The organism is Aquitalea pelogenes, from assembly GCF_001515305.1.
Lineage (GTDB): Bacteria > Pseudomonadota > Gammaproteobacteria > Burkholderiales > Chromobacteriaceae > Aquitalea > Aquitalea pelogenes.
The window spans coordinates 51,809-77,041 of sequence record NZ_LNQV01000017.1 but is presented as its reverse complement, the minus strand read 5'-3'; the positions used below and the strand labels follow the sequence as shown (position 1 = coordinate 77,041).

28 protein-coding genes and 1 pseudogene are annotated in these 25,233 nt (G+C 60.6%); 10 read left to right on the top strand and 19 right to left on the bottom strand.

Going from position 1 to position 25,233, the window contains the following annotated elements; translation table 11 throughout:
* Nucleotides 1-10: 10 nt before the first annotated feature.
* The 3 genes from AWT75_RS09490 to AWT75_RS09480 form a co-directional block, all read right to left on the bottom strand.
* Nucleotides 11-592 carry a YggT family protein gene (locus AWT75_RS09490; RefSeq protein WP_062788987.1) on the bottom strand — a complete coding sequence of 194 codons (582 nt, stop codon included), beginning with the start codon at nt 590-592 and terminating at the stop codon, nt 11-13.
* 6 nt (nt 593-598) lie between these two features.
* Nucleotides 599-1,402, bottom strand: coding sequence for a pyrroline-5-carboxylate reductase (proC, locus tag AWT75_RS09485; RefSeq protein WP_062788986.1), 804 nt, complete (start codon nt 1,400-1,402; stop codon nt 599-601).
* Between the two features lie 64 nt (nt 1,403-1,466).
* On the bottom strand, nt 1,467-2,162 hold the full coding sequence (locus AWT75_RS09480) for a YggS family pyridoxal phosphate-dependent enzyme (RefSeq protein ID WP_062788985.1): 696 nt from the start codon (nt 2,160-2,162) through the stop codon (nt 1,467-1,469).
* Between the two features lie 160 nt (nt 2,163-2,322).
* Between AWT75_RS09480 and AWT75_RS09475 the strand changes: the two genes are divergently transcribed.
* The 3 genes from AWT75_RS09475 (at nt 2,323) to AWT75_RS09465 (ending at nt 6,213) form a co-directional block, all read left to right on the top strand.
* A complete protein-coding gene (locus AWT75_RS09475) occupies nt 2,323-3,360 on the top strand; it encodes a type IV pilus twitching motility protein PilT (RefSeq protein WP_045845898.1) in 1,038 nt (345 codons plus the stop codon).
* Nucleotides 3,361-3,397: 37 nt separating this feature from the next.
* Complete coding sequence (locus AWT75_RS09470; protein ID WP_045845995.1) at nt 3,398-4,534, top strand: PilT/PilU family type 4a pilus ATPase; 1,137 nt, start codon at nt 3,398-3,400, stop codon at nt 4,532-4,534.
* 62 nt (nt 4,535-4,596) lie between these two features.
* Nucleotides 4,597-6,213 (top strand): response regulator, encoded by a 1,617-nt coding sequence (locus AWT75_RS09465; protein WP_062788984.1) that lies wholly within the window; start codon nt 4,597-4,599, stop codon nt 6,211-6,213.
* Between the two features lie 22 nt (nt 6,214-6,235).
* Here the strand turns inward: AWT75_RS09465 and AWT75_RS09460 are convergent, their stop codons facing one another.
* The 8 genes from AWT75_RS09460 to cyaY all read right to left on the bottom strand — a co-directional run bounded on the left by AWT75_RS09460 (nt 6,236) and on the right by cyaY (nt 12,898).
* A complete protein-coding gene (locus AWT75_RS09460; RefSeq protein WP_045845996.1) occupies nt 6,236-7,447 on the bottom strand; it encodes an EAL and HDOD domain-containing protein in 1,212 nt (403 codons plus the stop codon).
* A gap of 250 nt (nt 7,448-7,697) precedes the next feature.
* Nucleotides 7,698-8,432 carry an amino acid ABC transporter ATP-binding protein gene (locus tag AWT75_RS09455; protein WP_045845900.1) on the bottom strand — a complete coding sequence of 245 codons (735 nt, stop codon included), beginning with the start codon at nt 8,430-8,432 and terminating at the stop codon, nt 7,698-7,700.
* Nucleotides 8,433-8,437: 5 nt separating this feature from the next.
* Nucleotides 8,438-9,109 carry an ABC transporter permease subunit gene (locus tag AWT75_RS09450; RefSeq protein WP_045845901.1) on the bottom strand — a complete coding sequence of 224 codons (672 nt, stop codon included), beginning with the start codon at nt 9,107-9,109 and terminating at the stop codon, nt 8,438-8,440.
* The gene (locus AWT75_RS09445) at nt 9,109-9,852 is read right to left on the bottom strand and encodes an amino acid ABC transporter permease (RefSeq protein ID WP_045845902.1); all 744 of its coding nucleotides are present in this window, start codon (nt 9,850-9,852) and stop codon (nt 9,109-9,111) included. Before AWT75_RS09445 ends, AWT75_RS09450 begins: the two co-directional genes overlap by 1 nt.
* A gap of 237 nt (nt 9,853-10,089) precedes the next feature.
* On the bottom strand, nt 10,090-10,989 hold the full coding sequence (locus AWT75_RS09440; protein WP_045845903.1) for a glutamate/aspartate ABC transporter substrate-binding protein: 900 nt from the start codon (nt 10,987-10,989) through the stop codon (nt 10,090-10,092).
* A 333-nt stretch (nt 10,990-11,322) separates the two neighbouring features.
* Nucleotides 11,323-12,096, bottom strand: a complete 774-nt coding sequence (gene rsmA / locus AWT75_RS09435) for a 16S rRNA (adenine(1518)-N(6)/adenine(1519)-N(6))-dimethyltransferase RsmA (RefSeq protein ID WP_045845904.1) — start codon at nt 12,094-12,096, stop codon at nt 11,323-11,325.
* A 71-nt stretch (nt 12,097-12,167) separates the two neighbouring features.
* Complete coding sequence (locus AWT75_RS09430) at nt 12,168-12,578, bottom strand: YqaA family protein (RefSeq protein ID WP_062788983.1); 411 nt, start codon at nt 12,576-12,578, stop codon at nt 12,168-12,170.
* The gene (gene cyaY / locus AWT75_RS09425) at nt 12,578-12,898 is read right to left on the bottom strand and encodes an iron donor protein CyaY (RefSeq protein ID WP_062788982.1); all 321 of its coding nucleotides are present in this window, start codon (nt 12,896-12,898) and stop codon (nt 12,578-12,580) included. Before cyaY ends, AWT75_RS09430 begins: the two co-directional genes overlap by 1 nt.
* Before the next feature lie 63 nt (nt 12,899-12,961).
* Between cyaY and lptM the strand changes: the two genes are divergently transcribed.
* The 4 genes and pseudogenes from lptM (at nt 12,962) to AWT75_RS09410 (ending at nt 15,494) form a co-directional block, all read left to right on the top strand.
* Nucleotides 12,962-13,105: an LPS translocon maturation chaperone LptM gene (lptM, locus tag AWT75_RS21885; protein ID WP_162531908.1), complete on the top strand. Its 144-nt coding sequence runs from the start codon at nt 12,962-12,964 to the stop codon at nt 13,103-13,105.
* Between the two features lie 175 nt (nt 13,106-13,280).
* A pseudogene (locus AWT75_RS23810) lies at nt 13,281-14,380 on the top strand (pyridoxal phosphate-dependent aminotransferase).
* Nucleotides 14,381-14,554: 174 nt separating this feature from the next.
* Nucleotides 14,555-14,947 carry a VOC family protein gene (locus AWT75_RS09415; protein ID WP_062788981.1) on the top strand — a complete coding sequence of 131 codons (393 nt, stop codon included), beginning with the start codon at nt 14,555-14,557 and terminating at the stop codon, nt 14,945-14,947.
* A 178-nt stretch (nt 14,948-15,125) separates the two neighbouring features.
* The gene (locus AWT75_RS09410; RefSeq protein WP_062788980.1) at nt 15,126-15,494 is read left to right on the top strand and encodes a CZB domain-containing protein; all 369 of its coding nucleotides are present in this window, start codon (nt 15,126-15,128) and stop codon (nt 15,492-15,494) included.
* A 15-nt stretch (nt 15,495-15,509) separates the two neighbouring features.
* Here AWT75_RS09410 and AWT75_RS09405 read toward each other — a convergent pair whose 3' ends face one another.
* The 8 genes from AWT75_RS09405 to AWT75_RS09370 form a co-directional block, all read right to left on the bottom strand.
* A complete protein-coding gene (locus AWT75_RS09405) occupies nt 15,510-16,328 on the bottom strand; it encodes a DUF2145 domain-containing protein (RefSeq protein ID WP_062788979.1) in 819 nt (272 codons plus the stop codon).
* Nucleotides 16,315-16,773 (bottom strand): hypothetical protein, encoded by a 459-nt coding sequence (locus AWT75_RS09400; protein WP_153013286.1) that lies wholly within the window; start codon nt 16,771-16,773, stop codon nt 16,315-16,317. The genes AWT75_RS09405 and AWT75_RS09400 overlap by 14 nt, the downstream gene beginning before the upstream one ends.
* A 61-nt stretch (nt 16,774-16,834) precedes the next feature.
* Nucleotides 16,835-19,582 (bottom strand): DEAD/DEAH box helicase, encoded by a 2,748-nt coding sequence (locus tag AWT75_RS09395; protein ID WP_062788977.1) that lies wholly within the window; start codon nt 19,580-19,582, stop codon nt 16,835-16,837.
* A gap of 172 nt (nt 19,583-19,754) precedes the next feature.
* Entirely contained in the window at nt 19,755-21,032 is a 1,278-nt protein-coding gene (gene hemL, locus AWT75_RS09390; RefSeq protein ID WP_062788976.1) for a glutamate-1-semialdehyde 2,1-aminomutase, read from the bottom strand.
* A 146-nt stretch (nt 21,033-21,178) separates the two neighbouring features.
* Nucleotides 21,179-21,649, bottom strand: a complete 471-nt coding sequence (locus AWT75_RS09385; RefSeq protein WP_062788975.1) for a CYTH domain-containing protein — start codon at nt 21,647-21,649, stop codon at nt 21,179-21,181.
* Nucleotides 21,650-21,702: 53 nt separating this feature from the next.
* Nucleotides 21,703-22,131 carry a CopD family protein gene (locus tag AWT75_RS09380; RefSeq protein ID WP_045845913.1) on the bottom strand — a complete coding sequence of 143 codons (429 nt, stop codon included), beginning with the start codon at nt 22,129-22,131 and terminating at the stop codon, nt 21,703-21,705.
* Nucleotides 22,132-22,172: 41 nt separating this feature from the next.
* Nucleotides 22,173-22,991: a M48 family metallopeptidase gene (locus AWT75_RS09375; protein ID WP_045845914.1), complete on the bottom strand. Its 819-nt coding sequence runs from the start codon at nt 22,989-22,991 to the stop codon at nt 22,173-22,175.
* A 51-nt stretch (nt 22,992-23,042) separates the two neighbouring features.
* Entirely contained in the window at nt 23,043-23,207 is a 165-nt protein-coding gene (locus AWT75_RS09370; RefSeq protein ID WP_045845915.1) for a rubredoxin, read from the bottom strand.
* Between the two features lie 73 nt (nt 23,208-23,280).
* On the opposite strand from AWT75_RS09370, the gene thiD reads away from it, so the two are divergent.
* From thiD to AWT75_RS09355, 3 genes are read left to right on the top strand one after another with little or no spacing between them, the layout of a single operon-like run.
* Nucleotides 23,281-24,120: a bifunctional hydroxymethylpyrimidine kinase/phosphomethylpyrimidine kinase gene (thiD, locus tag AWT75_RS09365; protein WP_045845999.1), complete on the top strand. Its 840-nt coding sequence runs from the start codon at nt 23,281-23,283 to the stop codon at nt 24,118-24,120.
* Nucleotides 24,107-24,721, top strand: coding sequence for a thiamine phosphate synthase (thiE, locus tag AWT75_RS09360; RefSeq protein ID WP_045845916.1), 615 nt, complete (start codon nt 24,107-24,109; stop codon nt 24,719-24,721). The genes thiD and thiE overlap by 14 nt, the downstream gene beginning before the upstream one ends.
* Nucleotides 24,722-24,780: 59 nt before the next feature.
* Nucleotides 24,781-25,230, top strand: coding sequence for a GNAT family N-acetyltransferase (locus AWT75_RS09355; RefSeq protein WP_204376916.1), 450 nt, complete (start codon nt 24,781-24,783; stop codon nt 25,228-25,230).
* Nucleotides 25,231-25,233 lie beyond the last annotated feature (3 nt).

The following is a 25,233-nucleotide window of genomic DNA, read 5'->3' as shown; positions in this document are numbered from 1 at the left end:
ATAAACATATTTACTGCATGACCACCTTGAGTTGCATCAAGAAGCTGTTTTCCAGGTACTGCACCGGCAGCATCAGCACCACCTGGATGATCAGGAAGAGAATCAGCGGCGACAGATCGACCCCACCCACCGTGGCGCGGCGGAAGGGTTTGAGAAACGGCCGGGTCAGCGCATCCAGGATGGGACTGAGCGGGTTATACGGATTCACCCAGCTGAGCACCGCCTGTACGATGACCGCGCCCATCAGCAAGGTCAGCGATTGCTTGAACACATCCAGGATGGCCAGCAAGGACAGCGCCAGCCAGGTTTCCGGTGCCGCCAGGGTGTACATGGGGTTGAATGCCAGGATGATGACGCTGGAAACCATGCTCACCAGCCAGGCCAGCAGCATGGTGGCACTGTCGTAACCGCGCAGCGATGGCACCAGCTTGCGCAGCGGCAGCACGGCAAAGTTGGTGGCCGCCATGACAAACTGGCACAAGGGGTGCTTGAACGGTGCCCGGGCCACTTGCAGGTAAAAACGCAGCAGCAGGACCAGCACAAACAGGTCGGCGATGGTCTTGATCAGAAATTGCACGGTTTCCAGAAACATGAAGCTTTAATCCTGACTGAGTTGTTGGCCCATTTCGATGGAGCGGTCACGGCAATCCATGGCACCGGCGATGATGGCCGCCTTGACGCCTTCGGCCTCGAAACGGGCGATGGCGCGTTCGGTGGTACCGCCCTTGGACATCACGTTGGTACGCAGGGTTGCCACCGGCAGCGGGCTTTGCCGGGCCAGCTCCACCGCACCGTCAAAGGTGGCCAGCACCAGGCGGCGGGCTTCGTCGGCAGCAAAGCCGGCTTTTTCCGCGGCTTCGATCATGCTTTCGATAAAGTAGAACACATAGGCCGGGCCACTGCCGGAAACGCAGGTAATGTCGTCGATGCCTTCTTCCTTGTCCAGCCACACCGTAATACCGGCAGCCTGCATGATGGTTTCGGCATTGCTACGGTCGGCAGCACTGACGCCGCTGCCGGCGTACAGGCCGGACACACCCTTGCCCACCATGGCCGGGGTGTTGGGCATCACCCTGACAATACGCTCGCTAGCCAGCCAGCGCGCCATGGCGTCACAGCGGATGCCAGCGGCAATCGACAATACCATGCCGCCATTCAGGCGCGAAGAGAGTGCCTGGCAAACTTCCTTGAGCTGCTGTGGCTTGACCGCCAGCAGCACGATGTCATCGGCTGAAAGCTGCTCGGGCAGGGTGGTGGAGGTTGTCACACCAAAGTCCTGGCTCAGTTCGGCCAGCTTGGTGGTGTTGGGGTCCACCACATGAATGCGGTGGCCACCTTGCTGGTGCAGTCCGCCGATGATGGCCGTGGCCATGTTGCCGCCGCCAATGAAGGTAATTTGCATAGCCTGTTTTCCTCTTGTCTCTCTATTTTTTTGCCCGGGCAGGCCGGCTGCCCGTGTGCCGATGTCATTGCGGATAGTGGCGGGCACCAAAAATGGCGGTGCCGACACGAACCATGGTGCTGCCTGCCGCAATGGCTTGCGCCATGTCGGAAGACATCCCCATGGATACTGTATCCAATTTTAAGCCATCTTGCTGCAATTCATCCCGCACACCGGATAGCAAGGCAAACTGTGCCGCCAGCGTCTCGGCATTGTCGGTGGCTTCCGGAATGCACATCAAGCCGCGCAGTTGCAAACCGGGCAGGGCGGCGACGGCATGTGCCAGTTCCCTTGCCTCGTGCGGCTGGCAGCCGCTCTTGCTCTGCTCGCCGGACACATTCAGCTGAATGCATACCTGCAGCGGCGGCAGGCTGGAGGGGCGCTGCTCGGACAGGCGCTGGGCAATTTTCAACCGTTCAATGGAGTGGACCCAATGCGCGGTTTCCGCCACGATGCGGGTTTTGTTGGATTGCAGCGGCCCGATGAAGTGCCATTCGATATCCAGGGCTGCCAGTTCGGCGGCCTTGCCTTGCAGTTCCTGCACATAGTTTTCGCCAAAGGCACGCTGGCCCGCCGCATAGGCTTCGGCCACAGCGCTGGCCGGAAACGTCTTGCTGACAGCCAGCAGGCGCACACTGCCGGCAGCCCGGCCGGCGGCGGCTTCGGCGGCGCGGATACGTGCAGTGACCGAGGCGATGGCTTGTGCGATGGAATCGCTCATATTACTCCTTGTGGCGTGGATGAACCCTCAGCTACAACGAATCGGGTAGCCATGCGGGCTGTATTGCGGTCTGCATATGCTTTTGCAACGGCTTGCGCTTACAATCGGAAAAATACCTTAGCGTCATGCCCGCTGCCGGGTAATCGTGGAGAAATTATAAATGGAAATTTCCGAGCTCTTGGCCTTTACCGTCAAGAACAAGGCATCCGACTTGCACCTGTCGGCCGGTTTGCCTCCGATGATCCGGGTCAACGGCGATGTACGCCGTATCAACCTGCCCCCGATGGATCATCATGATGTTCACGATATGGTGTACGACATCATGAACGACTATCAGCGCAAGATTTTCGAGGATGAGTTCGAATGCGACTTTTCCTTCGAACTGCCCGGCATCGCCCGTTTCCGGGTAAATGCCTTTGTACAGAACCGTGGCATGGGCGCGGTATTCCGTGTGATTCCGTCCAAGGTGCTGACGCTGGAGCAACTGGGCGCACCCAAGATTTTCCAGGACATTTCCAGCTATCCGCGCGGCCTGGTACTGGTGACCGGACCTACCGGTTCGGGTAAGTCCACCACGCTGGCGGCCATGGTGGACTATGTGAACGAAAACAATTTTTCGCACATCCTCACCGTGGAAGACCCGATCGAATTCGTGCATGAAAGCAAGAAATCGCTGATCAACCAGCGTGAGCTGGGTTTGCAGACCCACAGTTTTTCCAATGCCCTGCGTTCGGCCTTGCGTGAAGACCCGGACGTGATTCTGGTGGGTGAATTGCGCGATCTGGAAACCATCCGGCTGGCACTGACTGCGGCGGAAACCGGTCATCTGGTATTCGGCACCCTGCATACCAGCTCGGCCGCCAAGACCATCGACCGTATCGTCGACGTATTCCCTGCCGGCGAAAAGGAAATGGTGCGCTCCATGCTGTCCGAATCGGTGCGGGCGGTGATTTCGCAAACCCTGCTCAAGACCAAGGATGGCAGTGGCCGGGTGGCTGCGCATGAAATCATGATCGGCACGCCGGCCATTCGTAACCTGATTCGCGAAAACAAGATTGCGCAGATCAACTCGATGATCCAGACCGGGCAGCAATACGGCATGCAAACGCTGGACCAGTGTCTGCAGGAGCTGGTACGGCGCAATATTGTTGCCCCCAGCGAGGCACGCCAGAAAGCAGCGTCCAAGGATGCGTTCTAAACTGAAACAGGCACGCTAGCCTCACCGGATGGCCATCATGGAAAAAGACCAGGCATCAAAATTCATTCACGATCTGCTCAAGCATGCGGTGGGCAAGAACGCTTCGGACATCTTCATTTCGGCGGAATTTCCGCCGGCCATGAAGATTGACGGCAAGATCACCCCGGTGGCACCACAACCCTTGTCGGCCCAGCACACCAAGGAGCTGGTGCGCTCGGTGATGAACGACCGGCAGACCGAAGAATTCGAGTCGAAAAAAGAAGCCAACTTTGCCATCAACCCGCCGGGTATCGGCCGTTTCCGGGTGAGTGCCTTCATCCAGCAAGGCTGTGCCGGCATGGTGCTGCGCAAGATCAACACCGAAATTCCTACCTTCGACAAGCTGAACATGCCGGAGGTATTGCAGGATATTTCGCTGATCAAGCGTGGTCTGGTGATTTTTGTCGGCGGTACCGGTTCGGGCAAATCCACATCGCTGGCAGCACTGGTGGACTGGCGCAACAGCCACAACCAGGACCACATCATCACCATCGAGGACCCGATCGAGTACGTGCATCAGCACAAGAAGTGCATCGTGACCCAGCGTGAGGTGGGGGTGGATACCGAAGACTGGGAAATCGCCCTGAAAAACACCCTGCGTCAGGCACCGGACGTAATTCTGATGGGGGAAATCCGCGATCGGGAAACCATGGGCTACGCCTTGCAGTTTGCCGAGACCGGCCACCTGTGCCTGGCTACCCTGCATGCCAACAATGCCAACCAGGCGCTGGACCGGATTCTGAACTTCTTCCCGGAAGAACGTCACCAGCAAGTGCTGATGGATATGTCGCTGAACATGCGCGCCATCATTTCGCAGCGCCTGCTGCCGCTCAAATCCGGCCGGGGCCGGGTGGCGGCGGTGGAAATCCTGCTCAATACCCCGCTGATTTCCGACATGATCTTCAAGGGCGAAATCGCTGGGCTCAAGGAGGTGATGAGCCGCTCGCGCGAGTCCGGCATGCAAACCTTCGACCAGTCGCTGTTCGACCTGTTTGAAGCCGGCTATGTCAGCTACGAGGATGCGCTGCGCAATGCGGACTCCATCAACGACCTGCGCCTGAAAATCAAACTGTATAGCGAAAGCTCCAAGGGACGTGACCCGCTGGATGGCATCGACCATCTGGATATCGTCTGAACCGGGACTGAGCCGGCCGGCCACGCGGTGCGCCTCCGGCCCGGCCTTGCGGAAATGCCTGCATGTATTTTGATGAAAACACCACCGTCCTCATCATCGAGGACTCCCTGACCGTCCGCCAGGGCCTGCGCACCATGTTGTCCATGGCCGGCATCACCCGCTCGGATGCGGTCAGCAGTGCGGCCGAAGGCCGGGCCAGATTGAAGGGACGGCGCTTTGATGTGGTGCTGTGTGACTACAATCTGGGCGATGGCATGGATGGCCAGGAATTGCTGGAGGCCCTGCGCAAGACCGGCACGCTGCCCTTGTCCACCATCTGGATCATGATTACCGGCGAGCGCAAATACGAACGGGTGGTGGCCGCGGCGGAAATGGCGCCGGATGACTACATCCTCAAGCCTTTCAATTCCAACCTGCTGCTGACACGCATGAACAATGCGCACAAGCGCAAACAGTTTCTGGCACCGGCGCATGAGCAGCTGGAAAAGGGCAACCGTAGTGCCGCCATCAACACCTTGCAGCAACTGGCGGCCTCTGCACCGGGGACAGCCAACCGCATTGATGCCAACCGTCTGTGTGCCGAACTGCTGGTGACCGAAGGCCGTCAGGGCGAGGCATTGCACATTTATCAGGAGCTGCTGGAAAGCAAGGTCATCCCCTGGGCCAAGATGGGGGTGGCCCGCATTCAGGCCGACCAGGGCATGCAGGGTGAATCCAGCGCACTGCTCAAGGAAATCATCCAGGATGCGCCGCTGTACACCGATGCCTACGATTTGCTGGCGCAAAACCTGATCGACGAAGGTCAGTATGCCCAGGCGGTGGACGTGCTGGAGAAGGCCGTGAGTATTTCCCCGCGCAATTTCCACCGGCTGAAAAGCTGCGGTACGGCAGCCTTGCGTTCGGGCGACCCGGAAAAAGGTGCACAGTATTTGCAAAGGGCGGTGGAAATCGGCCGCAACAATAATTTTTTCGGCCCGGAAGTGCTGGTCGACCTGCTCCAGGCCTACTCGGAAACCGGCAATACGCAATTCATCGACCGCTTGCAGGCCGAAATCAGTGCCAGCCTGGCTGACCGGCCCGAGGCCCAGTTCACCCTGCACACCTGTCGTGCGCTGACTGCCCTGGTGCAGCAACGTGCCGAAGAGGCGCTGGCCTTGCTCAAGCAGGCGTCTGCCGACCTGCTCAAGCCCTTTGTCCACTTTGAAGCGGCACAGCGCTTTCTGGGGGCGGTGGTACGGCTGCCGGAAACCCTGACCGACCCGGCCTTGCTGGAAGAATGGACCCGCACCATCACCATGCGCTTTGCCTATAGCCGGCACGAGCTGTCCACCTTGCTGGAAATTGCCCGCAAGCACCCCCATTGCTGCGAGCTGATCGAACAGGCATACGCCCAGCTGCAGGAGGAAAGCAACCGCGCGGTAGAGCTGACCACCGAGGGGCGGGCCGCAGAAGCCGGGCGCATGCTGCACGAAATGGCCATGCGCCTGTACAACGAGCGTACCGGCATGAATGCCTGTGCCATCTTGCTGCGGGTGCGCGAGCAATTGCGCAAGAAAAATCAGGAAACGGCGGAGTTCGACCAGATGCTGCATGAAATCCTGGCCTGGTTGCCAAGGGACAATGAGCGGGTGCAGGGCTTTCTCAGCCGCTTGCAGGACGAGGAGGGGACGGGGAACTGAGGCTGGCCTTTGGCAGGCCTGGTTACTTCCACATGCTGTTGACCCAGTCCAGCGCCTGGGTTTCCACCCGCAGCAGCATTTCCGGGTCGTATCCTTTCGGATGCGGCGTCGCTTCGTTTTCCAGCGATTCGGCCACCTGCAACAGTTCACCCAGCAGGTGGCGGCCTTCCAGCACGGCTTCTTTCAGGCTTTCCTCGATGGGCAGGCTGGCAATCGCCTCGGCCTTGGGTTGCTGCACCAGGACATCCACCAGCGACAGCATGCCAATCATGAAAGCACTTTCCTGCACGTCACGACGCTCGGGGTAGCAGGCCTCGGCCAGTAGCTCCATGATGCGGCCGCGCGTGGCGGCCAGCTCCAGCAGCGGATTGCGCTGTGGCTCAACATTGGTGGCATTGCTGGCAAACAGCAGCAGCATGGACCAGCGTTTGATCTTGGCGCGGCCCAACACCATGATGGCCTCCTGCACCGAGGACACCGGCCGGCGGGTGGCAATGGATGCCGTGCTGCTGAGCTTCATCAGCATCAACACCACATCGGGGGCCAGTTTCAGCGCCTGGGCCAGTTCCTCGTTGTCGGCATCGCTCATCAACAGGCCCAGCAGGCTGAGCATGGCATGCTGGCTGGCATTGGCCTGGCGGGTGGACAGCACGGTGGGGCGGGCAAAGAAATAACCCTGAAACCACTGGATGCCCAGTTCGCGGCACAGTTCGAACTGTTCTACCGTGTCCACCTTCTCTGCCAGCAGAATGCCGGAGAAGCCGGCCAGATCGGCCACCAGTTGGCGCAACTGCAACAGGCTGAGCGCCACCAGGTCAATCTTGACGATGTCCACCAGCGGCAACAGCGCGCGGCGATCGGCATCCAGTTCGATAACATCATCCATGGCCAGCCGGAAACCCTTTTGCCGCAATTGCGCCAGTCGTTCCAGCAAGGGGGGTGACACCTTCACCGTTTCCAGGATTTCCAGCACCACCTTGTCACAGGGCAGCACATCCAGAAGGTCATCCATCAAGAGGGTTTCACTGACATTGATGAAACCCAGACGGTCGCCCAGCACTTCACCCACACCCAGATCGACAAAGGCATGACGGATCACCGCCGTGGTGGCCATCACATCATCATTCACCCTGGCCACATTGACGTGGCTGGAGCGGAACAACAATTCGTATGCCACCAGTTGCTGGTTGGCATCGACGATGGGCTGTCGCCCTAGGTAGCGGGTTGAATACATGGGTGGGTCGGCGGCAATCAAGTGGTAGCTGATTTCAGTGTAGGCGTGCTGTGAGCAGGTTATCAGGTAATTTTCCTGCTGAATAATATAACATTATTTAAATCACTTGTAACAGTTTTATTCTAATTGCGGGTCGTGGCCAGTGCCAGCTGGCCTGCACCGGCCATCCCGGTCCACCTGCGGCACATCAAGTGAGCCCGGGCATGAAAAACCCGGCCGGGGCCGGGTTTCGGGCTGCTGACTGATGCTCTCAGTGTTGCAAGATCTTGGACAGGAACTGGCGGGCACGTTCGGAGCGGGCATTGATATCGCCGAAGAAGGCGTCCTTCTCGCAGTCCTCCACGATGGCACCCTTGTCCATGAAGATGACACGATGCGCCACACGACGGGCAAAGCCCATTTCGTGGGTTACGCACATCATGGTCATGCCTTCCTGGGCCAGCTCGGTCATCACGTCCAGCACTTCGTTGATCATTTCCGGGTCCAGCGCACTGGTGGGCTCGTCAAACAGCATGGCAATCGGGTCCATCGCCAGCGCACGGGCAATGGCCACGCGCTGTTGCTGACCACCGGACAACTGGCCGGGGAATTTGTGCGCATGGGCTTTCAGGCCAACCCGGTCCAGCAGCTTCAGGCCCTTGTCGCGTGCTTCTTCCTGACTGCGGCCCAGTACCTTCACCTGGGCAATGGCCAGGTTTTCAGTAATGGACAAGTGCGGAAACAGCTCGAAGTGCTGGAACACCATGCCGACACGGCTACGCAGCTTGGGCAGATCGGTTTTCGGGTCGCCCACCGAGATGCCGTCGACAATGATTTCACCCTTCTGGAAGGGTTCCAGTGCATTGACGCACTTGATGAGGGTGGACTTGCCGGAACCGGACGGGCCGCACACCACCACCACTTCGCCTTTTTTCACGCCAGTGGTGCAATCGGTCAGCACCTGGAAATCGCCATACCACTTGCTTACATTGTTGATGCTAATCATCGCGCTCATACCGCCAACCTTTTTTGCAGACGCTTCACGCATTGCGACGCGCCAAAACTGATCACGAAGTATACCGCTCCGGCAAACAGCAGGAATTCATGCGGCAAACCCACGATATCGCCCTTGGAACGGGCGGTGTTGAGAAAGTCCATCAAGCCTACCGCATACACCAGCGAGGTGTCCTGGAACAGGATGATACTTTGCTGCAACAGCAGCGGCATCATTTTGCGAAAGGCCTGCGGCAGGATCACCAGCCGCATGGCCTGGCTGTAGGTCATGCCCAGTGCGTAGGCGGCATTGATCTGCCCGCGCGAAATGGACTGGATGCCGGCACGGACGATTTCGGAGAAATATGCCGCCTCGAACATCACGAAAGCCACCAGGCAGGAGGTGAATGCGCCGACCGGGGTCAAATCGCCGGTAATCCAGCTGAGCACCATGGGCACCACCAGGTAGAACCAGGAAATGACCAGCAGCAGGGGGATGGAACGGAAGTAATTGACGTACCACTTGGCCAGCCGCGACAGCAGCAGGTTGTCCGACAGACGTGCCAGTGCCAGCAGGGTACCCAGCACCACGCCGCCGCCCACTGCCATCACCAGCAGTTTGAGCGTCAGCGCCATGCCATCGGCCAAGCCAGGCAGGGCGGGGATGATCTGACTGAAATCGAGAGCCATTATTTGCTACCTCCCATCATGCCGGGAATGCGTACCCGCTTTTCCACCCAGGCCATGAAGCCCATCAGGCTCATGTTGAGGACAAAGTAGATCAGCGTTGCCAGGGTGAAGGCTTCGAAGATGTTGGCGGAAAACTCGGCGGTCTGCTTGGTTTGCGCCAAGAGCTCCATCAGGCCGATCAGCGACGCCACCGAGGAGTTCTTGAAAATGTTCAGGAACTCGCTGGTGAGCGGCGGAATGATCACGCGGAAAGCCTGCGGCAGCAGCACGAAGCGGTAAGTCTGCGCGGTGGTGAAGCCCATGGCCAGCGCAGCATTGTTCTGGCCGCGCGGCAAGGCCTGAATGCCGGTACGCACCTGTTCGCACACCCGTGCTGCGGTAAACAGCCCCAGGCACACCACCACCGACAGATAAGCCGAAGTTGCCGGGCTGATGCCCTGCTTGAACCACATTTCCAGCGGCGTGGGCAGCAAGTCCGGTACCAGGAAGTACCAGATGAACAGCTGCACCAGCAGCGGTACGTTGCGGAACAGTTCGACATAGGCGGTGGCAATGGCGGGCAACAGCTTGCCCGGCAAGGTGCGCATCACGCCCAGGACCGAACCGAGTGCGAGGGCGATGATCCAGCCAGCCAGCGCCACGGCGATGGTCCAGCCCAGACCGGACACAAACCAGTTCAGGTAGATTTCGCTGCCGACACCGGTGGACTTGAAGAAAATGCCCCAGTCCCAGTGGTAATTCATGTTTTTCTCCTGATGCAAGCAGACGCAAGCGTCCGCTGCCGACAGCCGCATGCCTCCCGGTTACGGGAAACACTGGCAGTCGGATGAAGTCCCTGCCTGCCCTTGGGCAGACAGCAAAGGCAGATGCACTGCTGCCACCCGTTTTGCCGTTATAGCCGTTGGCAAGGCAGGAGAACAGGCAGCAGCAATTGAGCCGGCATCTGCCGGCTCATCATCTGCACTACAGGAAGGAATCGCTTATTCGGCGGCCTTGTCGGTCGGCTTGGCGATCAGTTCCTTCACTACTTCGGACATCGGGAAGTTCAGGTTCAGGCCCTTGGGCGGAACCGGGCTGGTGAACCACTTGGCGTAGATCTTGTTCACTTCGCCGGACTTGTAGGTGGCCTTGATGGCATCGTCCACCACCTTCTTGAAGGCAGCGTCGTCCTTGCGCAGCATGCAGCCGTAGATTTCGAAGGACTGCGGCTTGCCGGTCACCACCCAGTTGGCGGGGTTCTTGGCCTTGGCCATTTCACCGTACAACAGGGCGTCGTCCATCATGAAGGCAACGGCGCGGCCGGATTCCAGCATCAGGAAGGATTCGCCATGGTCCTTGGCGGAGATGATGTTCATGCCCAGTTGCTTCTCGGCATTCATGGCCTTGAGCAGGCGTTCGGAGGTGGTACCGGCGGTGGTCACCACGTTCTTGCCCTTGAGGTCGGCAAAGTCTTTCACGCCGGACGTCTTGGCGGTCAGCAGACGGGTGCCGATTTCAAAGATGCCCACCGAGAAGGCCACTTGCTTCTGGCGTTCCACGTTATTGGTGGTGGAGCCACATTCCAGGTCGACGGTACCGTTTTGTACCAGCGGAATACGGGTTTGCGAGGTCACCAGATTGTACTTGACCTGCAGGTTCGGCATTTTCAGCTCTTTCTTCACTTCTTCGACAACCTTGTTGGCCAGGTCTACCGAGTAGCCAACCGGCTTCTGGTTATTGTCGTAGTAGGAGAAAGGGATGGAGGCGTCACGGTTGCCCAGCACGATGACACCGGTTTCCTTGATTTTCTTCAGGGTGCCGGTCAGTTCGGCGGCCATGGCCGGGGTGCTGGCCAGAGCGGCCAGGGTTGCTGCGCAAATGAGACGGGTGCAAAGCTTCATAATCAGTTTCTCCTGGGGTCCTTGATCGATTCACTGCCCTCAGCCATCAGGCCGCAGGCACTGCTGTTATAGGCTGGATTAACCAGCGACAGGAACACGCTTGTGACTGGCGGGTACCTGCGGCAAACCCCCGTTTGCCATCCCGTCAGCCCGTCACGGGCCTCCTGCTTACAGTCACCGCCTCTTGAAACGGGCGGCTCTCCCTGTATTTATCCCCCCGTATCGGTCGGGGGTGAAAAGTTTGCGATTCTGCTGCCAGTGGGCGGCAGAATGCAAGTGGCACTGCAACAAGGGCCGCTGGCAGCAGCCCCTTTGTCAACTTGTTGCGACAGTTCAGTCTGACAGACGGTTCGCCATGCGGACAAAATCTTCCACGCTCAGGTTTTCCGGCCGCAGGCCCGGGTCTATGCCCAGCGCTTCGAAATCGGCCAGTTCCAGCACGCCCTTGAGGTTGTTGCGCAAGGTCTTGCGGCGCTGGGAGAAGGCCTTGGTGACCAGTTCTTCCAGTTGCTGCTCATCCTTGGCCACACCACAGCGGCCCGGAGCCGGAATCATGCGTACCACGGCGGAATCCACCTTCGGCGGCGGCCAGAAGGCGTCCGGCGGCACGTTCAGCACCAGTTCCATTTCAAAGCGGTACTGCAGCATCACTGTCAGTCGACCGAAATCGGCCGTTGAAGGTTCGGCCAGCATGCGGTCCACCACTTCTTTTTGCAACATGAAATGCATGTCGGTGACACGCTGGCCAAAGCTGGCCAGGTGAAACAGCAGCGGGGTGGAAATGTTGTAGGGCAGGTTGCCGACAATCTTGAATGCACCATCGGTGATGGAGCCGAAGTCGAACTTGAGCGCATCGCCTTCGTGGATGGTCAGGCGTTCCGGCGGGAATTCCTTCTTCAGCCGGGCAATGATGTCGCGGTCGATTTCTGCCACGTGCAGATGGGGCAGGCGGTCCAGCAGCGGCTTGGTGATGGCCCCCAGGCCGGGGCCGATTTCGATGACCACATCGTCCGGCTGCGGGTTGACCGCATGCACGATGTTTTCAATCACGCTGGCGTCTTGCAGGAAGTTCTGGCCAAAGCGTTTGCGGGGAATATGTTGGCTCATGGAAGCTCTTGATAAGTAATGGCCGAATTGTAAACCCTCAGGCGCAGCCAGCGCCAACCCCTTGTTTCCACTCAGGCCAATGCCACCACGCCCCAGGCCAGCACCAGATAACGCGCGGCCTTGCCCACGGTCAGCCAGCACAAGCTGGCAGTCCACGGCAAACGCAGCCAGCCGGCAGCCAGCGGCAGGGCATCACCAATCACCGGCACCCAGGACAGCACCAGCACCGCCGGGCCAAAGCGGGCAAACCAGCGCTCCAGTCTTGGTGACAGTTCCTTGCGCGGCGCGCGGTAGCCCAGCCACAGGCTGGTGGCGCTGCCTGCGGTGTTGGCCACGGAGGCCAGCAGCAGGGCCGGCCACAGCCAGTCCGGCCATTTGTACAGAAAAGCCGCCAGCACCAGTTCGGAATTGCCGGGCAGGATGGTGGCCGAGGTAAACGCGGAAAGCACCAGCCCGCCCAGCGCCAGCCAGACGGCTTGCATCAGATGTCCAGCTCCAGATCAGGCTGGCCGCAGGCCTCAGCAATGGCGCGGCGCAGGGTGGCAAAGAATTCGGCACCGTCACGGGTGGCCAGCCACTGGCCGTCCTTGCAGGCAAAGTGATAGCCACCGCTCTTGGCGGCAATCCACAGTTCCTGATTGGCGGCATGACGGTTCACCACGATCTTGCCGCCATCGTCGAATTCGATTTCCAGCACATTGCCATTGGTGACGAAGTCGGCATCCAGTCCGGCATCATCAATGGCATCTTCGATTCGGCTGAAAATGCGGTCGGTCACATCCAGAAATTCGCTTTCGTTCATGTCGTCTCTTCCTTGAATTGCGGTGTGCTAGACTGCCGATTTTGCCACATCGGACTACATTTCATGCTGCGAACCCTGCTTACCTGTGTTGCGCTGAGTCTTGTCGTGACTGCCTGCGGCTACAAGGGCAACCTGTTTCTTCCCAAACAGCAGCCGGGTCATGCCCAGGCATCCGCTCCGGCGGCACAGGCCCGTCCGGCGCCGTAAAGTCCGGCTTTGCGATTTTTTACCTGTCTGTCTGCCAAAGCGGAAAATGCAGGCACTACACTGCGCGGCTATTGATACCGGCTTTGCCGTTTGCTTGCTATCGTTAGCAGACAAGCTGATTTGTCCACCTGATGAACACATCTAGAATGGGCTGCCCGAAGGACGAAAATCTGCCATGACCCGTTTTGCCCGCCATCTGGAACACCACACCATCGTCAACCCGTTTCCCGGCATCGTGAAGCTGGAAACGGCGTTGGGCCACCGCATCAAGACCCGTATCGGCTCGAATGAAAGCCTGCCCGACCCGGTATCGCCGCTGGCCGGTGAACTGGGCAAGGCCCTGGCGGAAATGGCCAGACTGTATCCGGACCCGTACGCGCATGCCTTGCGCGAGCGCGCGGCAAGACTCAATGGCGTGAGCCCGGATGAAGTGCTGTTCGACACCGGTGCTGACAGCCTGATCCTGCTGGCACTGCGCCTGACCTGCAATCCGGGCGATGCCGTCGTCACCACCGCTGGCACTTATCCCACCTTCCGCTACTTTGCCGAAGGGGTAGGGGCCCGCGTGCTGGAAGTGCCGTATTGCCAGCGCGGTCAGCACTTGCAGCCCGACCTGGCACGGCTGGCGGAAGTAGCCCGCGCCGAGCATGCCTCGGTGCTGTATCTGGCCAACCCGGATAATCCCACCGGCCACTACTGGCAGGCAGAAGACATCCGCACCCTGCGTGCGGCACTGCCGCCACACACCCTGCTGCTGCTGGACGAAGCCTATGTCGACTTCTGTACCGATGCCGCCGATGCCCCGCCTGCCGGCATCCTGCCGCATACGCTGCGCCTGCGCACCCTGTCCAAGGCCTATGCGTGGCCGGCCTGCGGGTTGGCTTTGCCATTGCCAGTGCCGACATCATTGCCAAGGCCGACCAGATCCGCCCGCAATACGCGCTGTCCAGCATTGCCCAGGCGGCGGCCCAGATCGTGCTGGACGACCCGGACTACTCGCGCAAGCTGGTGGCGCAAACCATCACCCTGCGCCATCACCTCAGCCATGCACTCTACGACCAGGGCCTGACGCCACTGCCATCGCACACCAATTTTGTCTGCGTGGCCTACCCGGACGCCTTGCAGGCCGAGGCGATCCAGCGTCATCTGCTGCAAAGCGGGGTGGCCATCCACCGTCCGCAACACCCGGCGGTCCGCCACATGCTGCGCATCACCGCGCATCCGCAGGCCACCAGTGCGCGGGTGCTGGCGGCGCTGGCCGGTCAGCTGGACTAGAACCTGCACTGCCACCTGCCTTGACCGCCCACAGCCACCGCCAGCCGGTGCTTTTTTGTGCGCACCTCCCTGCTTGCCTCAGTATGTGGAACCTTGATACCGGCCAGCCATCTATTCATACATCATGAAACTGGCGTGCTGTCAGTCCCACGTCACCACCCGAAAGGAAGCAGAATGAAATTTGCCTACACCATTGTTTATGTGGCGGATGTCGCCGGTTCGCTGGCCTTTTTTGAAACAGCCTTCGGCTTCTCGCGCCGCTTTCTCACCCCGGAAGGCGACTATGGCGAGCTGGATACCGGCGACACCACCCTGTCTTTCGCCAGCAAGGCGCTGGCCCTGAGCAATCATCCGGCAGGCTTTCGCTTTGCCGATGAAGGTGCACTGCCGGTGGGGGTGGAAATCGCCCTGGCCACCGATGATGTGGCTGCGGCACACCAGGCAGCACTGGCGGCCGGTGCCAGGGAGCTGGCGGCACCACAAGTCAAACCCTGGGGCCAGACGGTGTCTTTCCTGCGTTGTCCGGACGGCATGCTGCTGGAGTTGTGCAGCCCGCTACCCCACTGAACAAGAGCCAAACCCCGGCGTCTGCCATCGCTCCGTCAACTTCAGCCAGGCCACCGTCACGCAGTATCTGCCCGTCAAAATGCTTCAATTAAAGTGATGACGCTTGAAACCGGGCTGGCTTTGACGGATTCTCCCCGTCTATATTGACAGCTCGGGGACGAGATGGCGGAGAAATGGCATGAATCTAGAAGATGCCCTACTGCTGCATTTTGAAATGAAACTGCAATTGCGCATGGCCATGCTGGAAGGCAGAAAGCTGGACTGCGCACAGATAGCAGATGACTGCGGCTGCGAACTGGGCCGCTGGTTGCAGGAAGAAGGCCGGATCAACTGCTGTCACTATGCGGCCTACCAGCAGCTGGTGGATAACCACCGCGAATTCCATCGGGAAGCGGCACGGGTGGCAGAACTCATCAACCGGGGAGAGTTTGATGCCGCCAGCGAAGCACTGGCGGTCGGGCCATCACACTACAGCCGCCTGTCGTCTGCAGTGGGCAGCGGCATTGCCGAACTGCGCAAGCGGCTGTTCCAGCAGTTCAGCCACTAACACAGTGCGACAGGCTCAGAAGCGGCGGGCTTGCGGGCCAGGTAGCTCGATGATTTTCCAGCCTTCATTGCGTTCGTCGAAAAAGTGAATGATGGAATCCACCGAAACCGTCTGGATGCGGTCGTTATAACGCAATTCGTTAGGATGATCGTCAAATGCCACATTGGCCTTGAACATGCGGCCACCCAGTCGGGTCATGGGGCCGATATTCATTTCACTTGGCTGATATCCGTTCAGCTTCAACCACATCTGCGCCTGCTCACGACTACTGATACGTGTTTCGGTCGAGGAAGCAGCGGCCAACGTTTCCAGTACCCAGGTATTGGAATTTTCATAACGTGTGGAGAAGGGGTAGGCCACCATGTTGTAACGAGGGGTGTGCAGGGCACGCAAGGGACGGCCAGCCCGCAACTGTGGCAACAGCCGGTTGACCACCGCCGGCGGCGGTATCAGCAGCACGGCATCGAAGCGGAACATATCGTCGAGGAAGAAATTGCCCAGGCCCTCGTACCACAAGTCGGAGCGATCAGTTCCACAGTCGTTAAGCAAGTGTGCCACCCGCCAGCGTCCACCGCTTTCCGGACGGAACATGATGCCAAAATGCGTATAGCGCAGGCCGTATTTGGACAGGTCCTGCCCCATGCGCCCCACCACCACCACATTGCTGTCCACTTCATTGAGTTTGGTCTGCAGCTGTTCGGCGGTTTGCATGGCCAGCCGGAAGGTTTCCGGTGTCAGCGGTTTTTCTTCACACGTCTGGCCGGCATGGGCCAGCAAAGGCAGGCAGAACGCCGCGGCCTGTAGCCATTTCCAGCAAGTTTCACGACGGGACACGGCTATGCTCCAGCAGGGCTTCGCCCAGTTTGTTGGGGATAAAAGCCAGCACCTTGCCAGACACCACCAACAGGGTACCGCTGGCGGTAGCCGATACCTGCACCGCGCTGCCGATGGCCGCACCGGAAGCCTTGACCGTGCTGCGCGACAATTCCACCGATAGTTTGGCCCCACCCTGCACCGATTCGAGCATCAGCTTGATGACATCGCCCGAGCCTTCAACCAGCCCAACAATCACATAGCCACTACCCGTCACTGCCAGCACCGGCCCCAGGGCAGATTCCCCATGCCCGGTGGCACTAGCGGCGATACTGGCTGCGGGAGCAACCACTACCGAAACTGCACCTACCGAAATTTTCTCGGACGCCGTATTGGCCAGCGAATCAGCCAGGGCTGATCCAGCCAGCGCCGTCAACACGCTGGCAAGCAATATTCTACTCAGCATTTTATTATTCCAAATAAATACGAATTTGGATATTCACATAGGATATTGAGTAAAACAAGCATCAGGTGCCTTGCAACAATGCCAGCAGTGCCTCGCCATCCAGTCTGGCCGCCAGATCACCACCTTCCAGCAGGCTGTCGGCCAGTGCGCGTTTTTCCGCATGCAGGGCGACGATTTTCTCTTCGATGGTGTTTTCCGCCACCAGCCGGTACACGGTAACTGGCCGCTGCTGGCCCATGCGGTAGGCGCGGTCGCTGGCCTGGTCTTCCACCGCCGGGTTCCACCATGGGTCCAGATGAATCACATAGTCGGCTGCGGTCAGGTTCAGCCCGGTGCCGCCGGCTTTCAGGCTGATCAGAAACACCTCGCCCTCGCCAGCCTGGAAGGCATCCATGCGCGCCTTGCGCTGCTTGCCCGGCGTGGCACCGTCCAGATACTGGTAGGCAATGCCTTGTTGATCCAGCCATTGCCGGGCCAGCGCCAGATGATCGACAAACTGGCTGAACACCAGCGCCTTGTGGCCATTGTCCAGTAGCTCGGTCATCAGCTGGCAGAAAAAGGCAAACTTGCTGGCGGGCAGGGCGGTGTCCGCTTGCAGCAAGGCCGGGTGACAGCAGAAGCGGCGCAAGCGGGTCAGTTCGGCCAGCACCTGCATGGTCTTCTTGTCCTGACTGTCCACCTCGGCCAGCTTTTGCAAGGCCTGCTGGCGCATGGCTTCGTAGACATGCAGCTCCTGCCCGGACAGCGCAATGCGGCGGGTGATGTCGGTGCGCGGCGGCAGCTCGGTCAGCACCTCGGCCTTGGTGCGGCGTAACAGATAGGGCTGGATCAGCGCCTTGAGCGTGGCGCGGGCTTCTTCATCTCCTTCGGCGATGGGCTGGGCAAAACGCTGCTGGAATTTGTCCTCATTGCCCAGCAAGCCGGGGGTGATGAAGCGGAACAGGCTCCACAATTCGCCCAGATGGTTTTCCACCGGCGTACCGCTGGCTGCCAGGCGGAAATCGGCCCGCAGGCCTTGTGCTGCCTGCGCACGTTTGGTACCCGCATTCTTGATGGCCTGCGCCTCGTCCAGCACCACGCTGGCCCAGTGCACATCGGCAAAGTCGTCCGCCTGCAATTGCAGCAGGCCGTAACTGGCAATGACCAGATCCTGCGGCCCGACTGTGGATAAGTCGCGCTGCTGTTGATAAGGGCGCAAGCGCAGGCTGGGGGCGAAGCGGGCGGCCTCGGCCAGCCAGTTGAGTGCCACCGAGGTGGGCGCCACCACCAGTTGCGGGCCCAGATGCGCACGGCTGAGCAGCAAGGCCAGCGTCTGCACGGTCTTGCCCAGCCCCATGTCGTCGGCCAGGCAGGCCCCGGCACCGATATGCGCCAGCCGGGACAGCCAGGCAAAGCCTTGCAGCTGATAAGGCCGCAAGCTGGCTTGCAGCGTGGCGGGGACTACGGGCTGATAATCCCGCAGACTGTCCCACCGCGCCTGCAACTGCTGCCAGCCGGCATCGCCGTCAAACTGGCCGATGTCCTCACTCAGCCCGGCCAGCAAGGGGGCGGCCAGCAGGCTGAGGCGCAAACCGTCAGTGACTGCGTGATCGGCCAGTCGGGCCAATTGCTGCAAGCTGGCTTGCAGACTGTCGGAGAGTACCAGCCAGTCCTGCTCGGACAGGCGCAGGTACTGGCCGGGCTGATTGGCCAGCGCTTCCAGCAGCTGGCGCAATTGCAGTACCCGGTCTTCATCCACCTGCACTTCACCCGTGACTTCCAGCCAGCCATTCTTGCGTCTGGTTTTCAGCCGCAACTGCGGCAAGCCGGCCTGGGCCTGGATGCGCATGCGCTGACCTTGCGGCCAGACACACTCCAGCCGCTGCGGGGCCATGGCCTGCAATTGCTGCAACTGCTGTACGACTTGCAAGGCCTGTTGCTGATTGGCCAGCAGCCATTGCAGCACGCCATCCGGGTCGGGCCTTGCTGCTGCCAGCGCCGGGCAATCCTCCAGCAAGGCCGCCAGTGCCTGCTTTTCCTCGCCCAGCTGACGCTGAAAGCGGATGGCCTGGCCCTGTTCCAGCGCCACCTGCTGCCATGGCCCGCGCCCCGGCGGATACCAGGCGGCCTGTTCTGCCACCCGGCAGCGCAGTTGCAGGCGCAGTCCCTCGGGCAGCGGGGTGAGCACGGCAAACAAGCGGGGGTCGGCCGGCATGGCGGGCAGGTCGGCACCATCATCCGCCTCCACCAGTTCCACCGGCAGCCACGGCACCATGTCGCCAATGGCCTCCAGCAGCTTTTTGCGCGCCGCCAGCGGCACAGTCAGGCGGTGACCGAGCAAGGCAGCCAGCTGGCGGATTTCCGGCCCCGGCCAGTACACCAGCAGGCTGTTCGGCCCGCTGCGCTGCCACAGGCAATGCTGGCAGGCGGCAATGCCGGGCGGGCTCAGTTGCAACACCATCTGCTGTTGTTGGCGCTGTAGCAGCAGGCTGATCTGGCCTGCTTCCAGCGTGACCGGCTGATCGGGCTGTTCTTCCCAGAACAGGGCCGGGTGGCCCAGCAGCAAGGGCAGGGCGGCTTCGCCCTCCAGCTCGGCCAGGCTGCTGCCATCGGCCAGCTGATGGGTGCGTTCAAGCTGGTTTATCACCAGGCGGTCCTGCGCGCTCAGCCAGTCCCACTGCGCGGCCTGATCCAGCAAGCGCCCCAGCGGCAGCACGCGGCCACGGCTCCAGCCCGCGCCTTCTGGCTGCTGGATGCAGGGAGTGAGGCGGATACCGGCCTCATTGGCCAGAATGCGCCAGGCCAGGCGCTGGGGGGAGGTGATATTCATCAGCAGGGAAACGGAAAACAGCGGTTTGTTTGGGCTGGGCTATTGTGCCTGAGACCTGCTGTTGATGGCAGTTTGCCAAGCGGCGCGGACAAACAAAAACCGCCCACCAAGGGTGGACGGTTGGGCTGTCGGGCGCTTGCAAAGCAGCGGCCCTTTCACATGAGACCTGCGCTCAGATGCGCGCCAGTGCGCGGCGGGCGGCGGCGATGGTCTGTTCGATGATTTCGTCGGTATGGGCGATGGAGACAAAACCGGCTTCGTAGGCCGACGGGGCCAGGTACACGCCTTCTTCCAGCATGGCGTGGAAGAAGCGGTTGAAGCGTTCGCGGTCCGAGGCGGTCACCTGGGCATAGCTGGTGGGTACGGCATCGCAGAAGTAGATGCCGAACATGCCGCCCACGCTGTCGGTGACCATGCTGACACCTGCCTCTTTGGCGGCCTCGGCCAGGCCTTCGGCCAGACGGGCGGTACGGCGGCTGAGGGTGGCGTGGAAGCCCGGTTCCTGGATCAGCTTCAGCGTGGTGAGGCCGGCGGCCACGGCCACCGGGTTACCGGACAGGGTGCCGGCCTGATACACATTACCCAGCGGCGAGATGCAGCCCATGATGTCAGCACGGCCACCAAAGGCCGCCAGCGGCATGCCGCCACCAATCACCTTGCCCAGCGTGGTGAGGTCCGGCTTGACGCCGTGCAGGGCCTGGGCGCAGCCCAGATCCACGCGGAAACCTGTCATCACTTCGTCGTAGATCAGCACCGTGCCGTGTTTTTCGGTCAGCGCGCGCAGGGCGTGCACGAATTCTGCCGACGGCTTGATCAGGTTCATGTTGCCGGCAATCGGCTCCAGGATGACGCAGGCGATCTGGTCGCCGATTTCCTTGAAGGTGCGTTCCAGCTGCTCGACGTTGTTGTACTCCAGCACCAGGGTGTGCTTGGTGAAGTCGGCCGGAACACCACCGGAAGAAGGATTACCAAAAGTCAGCAGGCCGGAACCGGCCTTCACCAGCAGGCTGTCGGAGTGGCCGTGGTAGCAGCCTTCAAACTTGACGATGGCGTCACGGCCGGTAAAGCCACGTGCCAGACGGATGGCGCTCATGGTGGCTTCGGTACCGGAAGACACCAGGCGTACTTGCTCCACCGAGGGCAGCAGCTTGCAGATTTCCTCGGCAATCTCGATTTCCGCTTCGGTGGGCGCGCCAAAGGACAGGCCATCCACCGCCACATCCTGCACCGCCTTGATCACGGTGGGGTGGGCATGACCGACGATGGCCGGGCCCCAGGAGCCGATGTAGTCGATGTACTGTTTGTCGTCGGCATCCCAGAAGTGTGCGCCCAGCGCCTTTTTCACAAAGCGCGGCGTGCCGCCCACCGAGCCGAAGGCCCGAACCGGCGAATTGACACCGCCGGGGATGGTTTTCTTGCCACGTTCAAACAGTTCGAGATTGCGGGACATGCTGTTTCCTTATGACGGGTAGGGCGCAAACCGGCCTGGTTTGCTGCCGGAATCGGGTTTGCCAGTGGTGCAGGGCATGTACCGTGCGGTATCCATGCTGGCGAAAGCGTTATTTTTCCACAGCCGGGCTGGCCAGTGTTGGCATTTCAGCGCTGCGGCCAGCTGTTGTAGGGGTTCTTGGACAGATAGGCATTGGTATAACGCCCGTCTTCGGTGACTTCCGCGCCCACCCAGTCCGGCTTGACAAACGGGGTGTCTTCCGCCGGCAGCTCAATTTCCGCCAGCACCAGCCCGGCGTTGTCGCCAAAGAATTCGTCCACTTCCCAGACAAAGCCGCCAAACTCGATACGGTGACGCAGCTTGTCCACCACCATCGGGCACATGGCGTCCATGATGGTCCGGGCATCGGCCAGCGGAATGGTGTATTCGAATTCGTGGCGGCTGATGTCGCTGATATTGCCCTTGAGGGTGAGCCAGGCCTGATCGCCCACGATACGCACCCGCACGGTGCGTTCCTTTTCTACCGACAGATAGCCCTGGCGGTATTGCACGCCTGCGGCCAGACCGCGCCAGCCATCATTGGCAATGACAAAACGGCGTTCGATTTCCAGTCCCATGCTTGATTTCCAGTTGCGGGCGCATCGCCCGGCTCAGTGTGAGCCAAATAAATTCAGAAGGGTTTGACCACGACCAGGATGACCACGGCACACAGCGCCAGCACCGGAATTTCATTGAAATAGCGGTACCACACATGGCTGTGGCGATTGGCCCCGGCAACAAAGTCGCGGTACAGCTTGCCGCAGTACAGGTGATAGGCAATCAGCAGCGCCACCAGGGTGAGCTTGGCATGCAGCCAGCCCCCGGCAATGCCAAAGCCCAGCCACAGCACCAGGCCCAATGCCAGTGCCAGCACCGCCAGCGGGGTGGTGAAGCGGTAGAGCTTGCGCGCCATCAGCAGCAGGCGGTCGTATTCGGCGCCCGGTGCGGCCATGGCCAGGTTGACGAAGATGCGTGGCAGGTAAAACAGCCCGGCAAACCACGAGGTGACAAAAATGATGTGAAAAGCCTTCAGATACAGGTAAGCCAATTCAGACTCCATTCAGGCGATTGCCGGAGGCTGTTTCACGTGAAACAGCGTGCTCAACCGCGTTTTGCTTGCAGATACAAAGGCATGACTTGCGGAATGTGCGCCTGCAAGTCGCTGATGCGCGTGGGCCCGGACGGGTGGGTGGAGAGGAATTCCGGCCCGCTGCCGCCACCGGCGCTCATCATCTTGTTCCATACATTCACTGCGGCATTGGGGTTGTAACCGGCGCGCGCCATCAGCTCCAGGCCAATGATGTCGGCTTCGGATTCCATGGTGCGGCTGTGCGGCTTGCTCAGCGTGACATCCGTCACCATGCCGGCCAGGTTGAGCTGGCTCTGGCTGAGCCCGGCCAGCGAACCCACTACCGACAGGCCCATCTGCTGGGCATAGGCCTGGCTCAGGGTTTCCCGGCTGTGTTCGCGCAGCGCATGGGCGATTTCATGGCCGATCACCGCTGCCATTTCGTCATCCGTCAGCTGCAAGCGTGTCACCAGGCCGGAATACACCATGATCTTGCCGCCGGCCATGGCGTAGGCGTTCAGCTCCGGCGTCTGCGCCACATTGACTTCCCACTTCCAGTTGGCGGCATCCGGACGGAATACCGGCGTCTGGGCAATCAGCCGCTGCGCCACCCGTTTTACCCGGGCAGTCAGTACTTTGTCGGTATTGAGTTTGCCCGCACTGCGTGCCTGGCTGAGCTGCCCAGCGTAGGATTTGGCCGAGGACTGCTCCACCTCCTGCGCGCTCAGCCACATGCTCTGGCTGCGGTTGATGCCCACCACACCGCTATTGGTGGTGTTGACCTGGGCACAGCCCACCAGTGCCAGCAGTAGCGCTGCGTGGGAAAAGACTTTTCTGCAAACTTGATTCATGCCACATTCCTTGCCACGGCCTTGGGCCGTGAGTGCATGCGTGCCGCCAGCTCAGATTTCCACCATTTCGAAATCGTCCTTGCGGGCATCGCAATCGGGACAGGTCCAGTTGGGCGGGACATCTTCCCACGGAGTTCCCGGCGCGATGCCGTCTTCCGGCCGCCCGGCTTCTTCGTCGTAGATGAAACCGCAAATCAGACACATCCAGGTGCGCATACGTTTATTCCAAGCTCGGTTAAAATAGGCATTCTAATTGCTGCCGCACGATCTGACCAAAGAGGTTACCGCCTTGTCCACATTGCCCCCTCCACCAGCAGTACTCACCCTGGCTGGTTCCGACCCTTCCGGCGGCGCCGGTATCCAGGCCGACATTCTCACCCTGGCCAGCCTGGGTTGCCACCCCTTGTCCGTGATTACCGCCATTACCGTGCAGGACACGGTGGGCGTGGACGACTTCATGGTGCTGGATGCCGACATGGTGAACGACCAGGCGCGCTTCCTGCTAGAAGACATCCCGGTGCTGGTGTTCAAGATCGGCATGCTGGGCAGCGTGGAAAACGTGGCCGTGGTGGCACAGCTGATTGCCGACTATCCGGACGTGCCGGTGGTGCTGGACCCGGTGCTGCGCAGCGGTGGCGGCCACGAACTGGCCGATGACGACCTGATTGCCGCCATGCGCGACTTGCTGATTCCACAGGTGTCCATCATCACCCCCAACAGCATGGAAGCCCGCCGGCTGGCGATGAACGACCCGGACGAGGACGAGGAACTGAGCCTGGACGAGTGTGCCAAACGGCTGCTGGCACTGGGCTGCCCGCATGTATTGATTACCGGCACGCACGAAAATACCAAAGAAGTCATAAACAGTCTGTACAGTCCCAATGGCGTGGTGCGTGCCGACCGCTGGGAGCGCTTGCCGGGCAGCTATCATGGCTCGGGCTGCACGCTGGCCTCGGCCATTGCCGGCATGCTGGCCACCGGGCTGATGCTGCCCGAAGCGGTACGCGAAGCACAGGAATATACCTATCAAAGCCTGGTGGCGGGTTTCCGCCCCGGCATGGGCCAATACATCCCGGACCGGATGTTCTGGGCCCGCGAAGAAGAAGGAGCAGAGGGTGACAGTGATTAAGGGCTTGTATGCGGTATCGCCGGAGGCAGAAGACAGCGAGCAATTGCTGGCCAAGGTCAGCCGCGTGCTGGATAACGGCGTGGCCATCCTGCAATACCGCAACAAGAGCGACAACACCGTGCGCCGCCTGCGTCAGGCCAGCTTGCTGGCCAGCCTGTGCAAGAGCCGCCAGGTGCTGTTCCTGATCAACGACGACGTCACCCTGGCACGCGCGGTACAGGCCGATGGCGTGCACCTGGGCAAGACCGATGGCTCGGTGGCCGACGCCCGTGCAGTACTGGGCGCGGATGCCATCATCGGCGTGTCCTGCTACAACGACATCCGCCTGGCCGAACAGGCCGCGCGCGACGGTGCCAGCTATGTGGCTTTTGGCGCGGTGTTTCCTTCCCGTACCAAACCGCATGCCGTGGCAGCACCGCTGTCGCTGTTTGCCGAAGCAAAAAAGCTGGGCCTGCCATCGGTCGCCATTGGCGGCATCACCCCGGAAAATGCGGCTGAAGTGGTGGCTGCCGGTGCCAGTGCCATTGCAGTGATTGGCGGCCTGTTCGACGCCCCCGACCCCGCCGCCGCCGCCCGTCAGATGGCGGCCTTGTTCGACTGAAGCCGTTCTCTGCTGTCAGCCCCCTCAAACCGCAGTCCAAGCAGCCGTCAGGAGTGATGATGATTGATTTTGCTTTCGCACCGGCCTCCGCGGCCGATTTCGATGCCTTGCTGGCACTGCGTCTGCGGGCCTTGCGGGTAAGTCTGGAAGCACTGGGACGTTACGATCCGGTGCGGGCCCGCCAGCGCTTTGCCGATCATTTCCAGCCGGAATACTGTCGTCACATCGTGGTGAATGGCCAGCGTGTCGGCTGTGTTTCGCTCAAGCCAGCCGAAGATGGGCTGCTGATCGACCAGTTCTATCTGCAACCGGCCTGGCATGGCCGTGGGCTGGGCAGCCAGGTATTGCAGGCCTTGCTGGCCGAAGCCGACGAGCAGGGCCTGCCGGTGCAGGTGGAAGTGCTGAAAGGCAGCCGCGCCAATGGTTTTTACCAGCGGCAGGGCTTTGTGCTGCAAGCGGACGGACAGTACGACAATTATTACCAGCGTCCGGCCTGTGTGGCGGCCTGAATC

Excerpts from the sequence above, each read along its gene's own strand:
- AWT75_RS09490 (WP_062788987.1), bottom strand. The coding sequence starts at position 592 with ATGTTTCTGGAAACCGTGCAATTTCTGATCAAGACCATCGCCGACCTG.
- proC (WP_062788986.1), bottom strand. The coding sequence starts at position 1,402 with ATGCAAATTACCTTCATTGGCGGCGGCAACATGGCCACGGCCATCATC.
- AWT75_RS09480 (WP_062788985.1), bottom strand. The coding sequence starts at position 2,162 with ATGAGCGATTCCATCGCACAAGCCATCGCCTCGGTCACTGCACGTATC.
- AWT75_RS09475 (WP_045845898.1), top strand. The coding sequence starts at position 2,323 with ATGGAAATTTCCGAGCTCTTGGCCTTTACCGTCAAGAACAAGGCATCC.
- AWT75_RS09470 (WP_045845995.1), top strand. The coding sequence starts at position 3,398 with ATGGAAAAAGACCAGGCATCAAAATTCATTCACGATCTGCTCAAGCAT.
- AWT75_RS09465 (WP_062788984.1), top strand. The coding sequence starts at position 4,597 with ATGTATTTTGATGAAAACACCACCGTCCTCATCATCGAGGACTCCCTG.
- AWT75_RS09460 (WP_045845996.1), bottom strand. The coding sequence starts at position 7,447 with ATGTATTCAACCCGCTACCTAGGGCGACAGCCCATCGTCGATGCCAAC.
- AWT75_RS09455 (WP_045845900.1), bottom strand. The coding sequence starts at position 8,432 with ATGATTAGCATCAACAATGTAAGCAAGTGGTATGGCGATTTCCAGGTG.
- AWT75_RS09450 (WP_045845901.1), bottom strand. The coding sequence starts at position 9,109 with ATGGCTCTCGATTTCAGTCAGATCATCCCCGCCCTGCCTGGCTTGGCC.
- AWT75_RS09445 (WP_045845902.1), bottom strand. The coding sequence starts at position 9,852 with ATGAATTACCACTGGGACTGGGGCATTTTCTTCAAGTCCACCGGTGTC.
- AWT75_RS09440 (WP_045845903.1), bottom strand. The coding sequence starts at position 10,989 with ATGAAGCTTTGCACCCGTCTCATTTGCGCAGCAACCCTGGCCGCTCTG.
- rsmA (WP_045845904.1), bottom strand. The coding sequence starts at position 12,096 with ATGAGCCAACATATTCCCCGCAAACGCTTTGGCCAGAACTTCCTGCAA.
- AWT75_RS09430 (WP_062788983.1), bottom strand. The coding sequence starts at position 12,578 with ATGCAAGCCGTCTGGCTGGCGCTGGGCGGGCTGGTGCTTTCCGCGTTT.
- cyaY (WP_062788982.1), bottom strand. The coding sequence starts at position 12,898 with ATGAACGAAAGCGAATTTCTGGATGTGACCGACCGCATTTTCAGCCGA.
- lptM (WP_162531908.1), top strand. The coding sequence starts at position 12,962 with ATGCTGCGAACCCTGCTTACCTGTGTTGCGCTGAGTCTTGTCGTGACT.
- AWT75_RS09415 (WP_062788981.1), top strand. The coding sequence starts at position 14,555 with ATGAAATTTGCCTACACCATTGTTTATGTGGCGGATGTCGCCGGTTCG.
- AWT75_RS09410 (WP_062788980.1), top strand. The coding sequence starts at position 15,126 with ATGAATCTAGAAGATGCCCTACTGCTGCATTTTGAAATGAAACTGCAA.
- AWT75_RS09400 (WP_153013286.1), bottom strand. The coding sequence starts at position 16,773 with ATGCTGAGTAGAATATTGCTTGCCAGCGTGTTGACGGCGCTGGCTGGA.
- AWT75_RS09395 (WP_062788977.1), bottom strand. The coding sequence starts at position 19,582 with ATGAATATCACCTCCCCCCAGCGCCTGGCCTGGCGCATTCTGGCCAAT.
- hemL (WP_062788976.1), bottom strand. The coding sequence starts at position 21,032 with ATGTCCCGCAATCTCGAACTGTTTGAACGTGGCAAGAAAACCATCCCC.
- AWT75_RS09385 (WP_062788975.1), bottom strand. The coding sequence starts at position 21,649 with ATGGGACTGGAAATCGAACGCCGTTTTGTCATTGCCAATGATGGCTGG.
- AWT75_RS09380 (WP_045845913.1), bottom strand. The coding sequence starts at position 22,131 with ATGGAGTCTGAATTGGCTTACCTGTATCTGAAGGCTTTTCACATCATT.
- AWT75_RS09375 (WP_045845914.1), bottom strand. The coding sequence starts at position 22,991 with ATGAATCAAGTTTGCAGAAAAGTCTTTTCCCACGCAGCGCTACTGCTG.
- AWT75_RS09370 (WP_045845915.1), bottom strand. The coding sequence starts at position 23,207 with ATGCGCACCTGGATGTGTCTGATTTGCGGTTTCATCTACGACGAAGAA.
- AWT75_RS09355 (WP_204376916.1), top strand. The coding sequence starts at position 24,781 with ATGATTGATTTTGCTTTCGCACCGGCCTCCGCGGCCGATTTCGATGCC.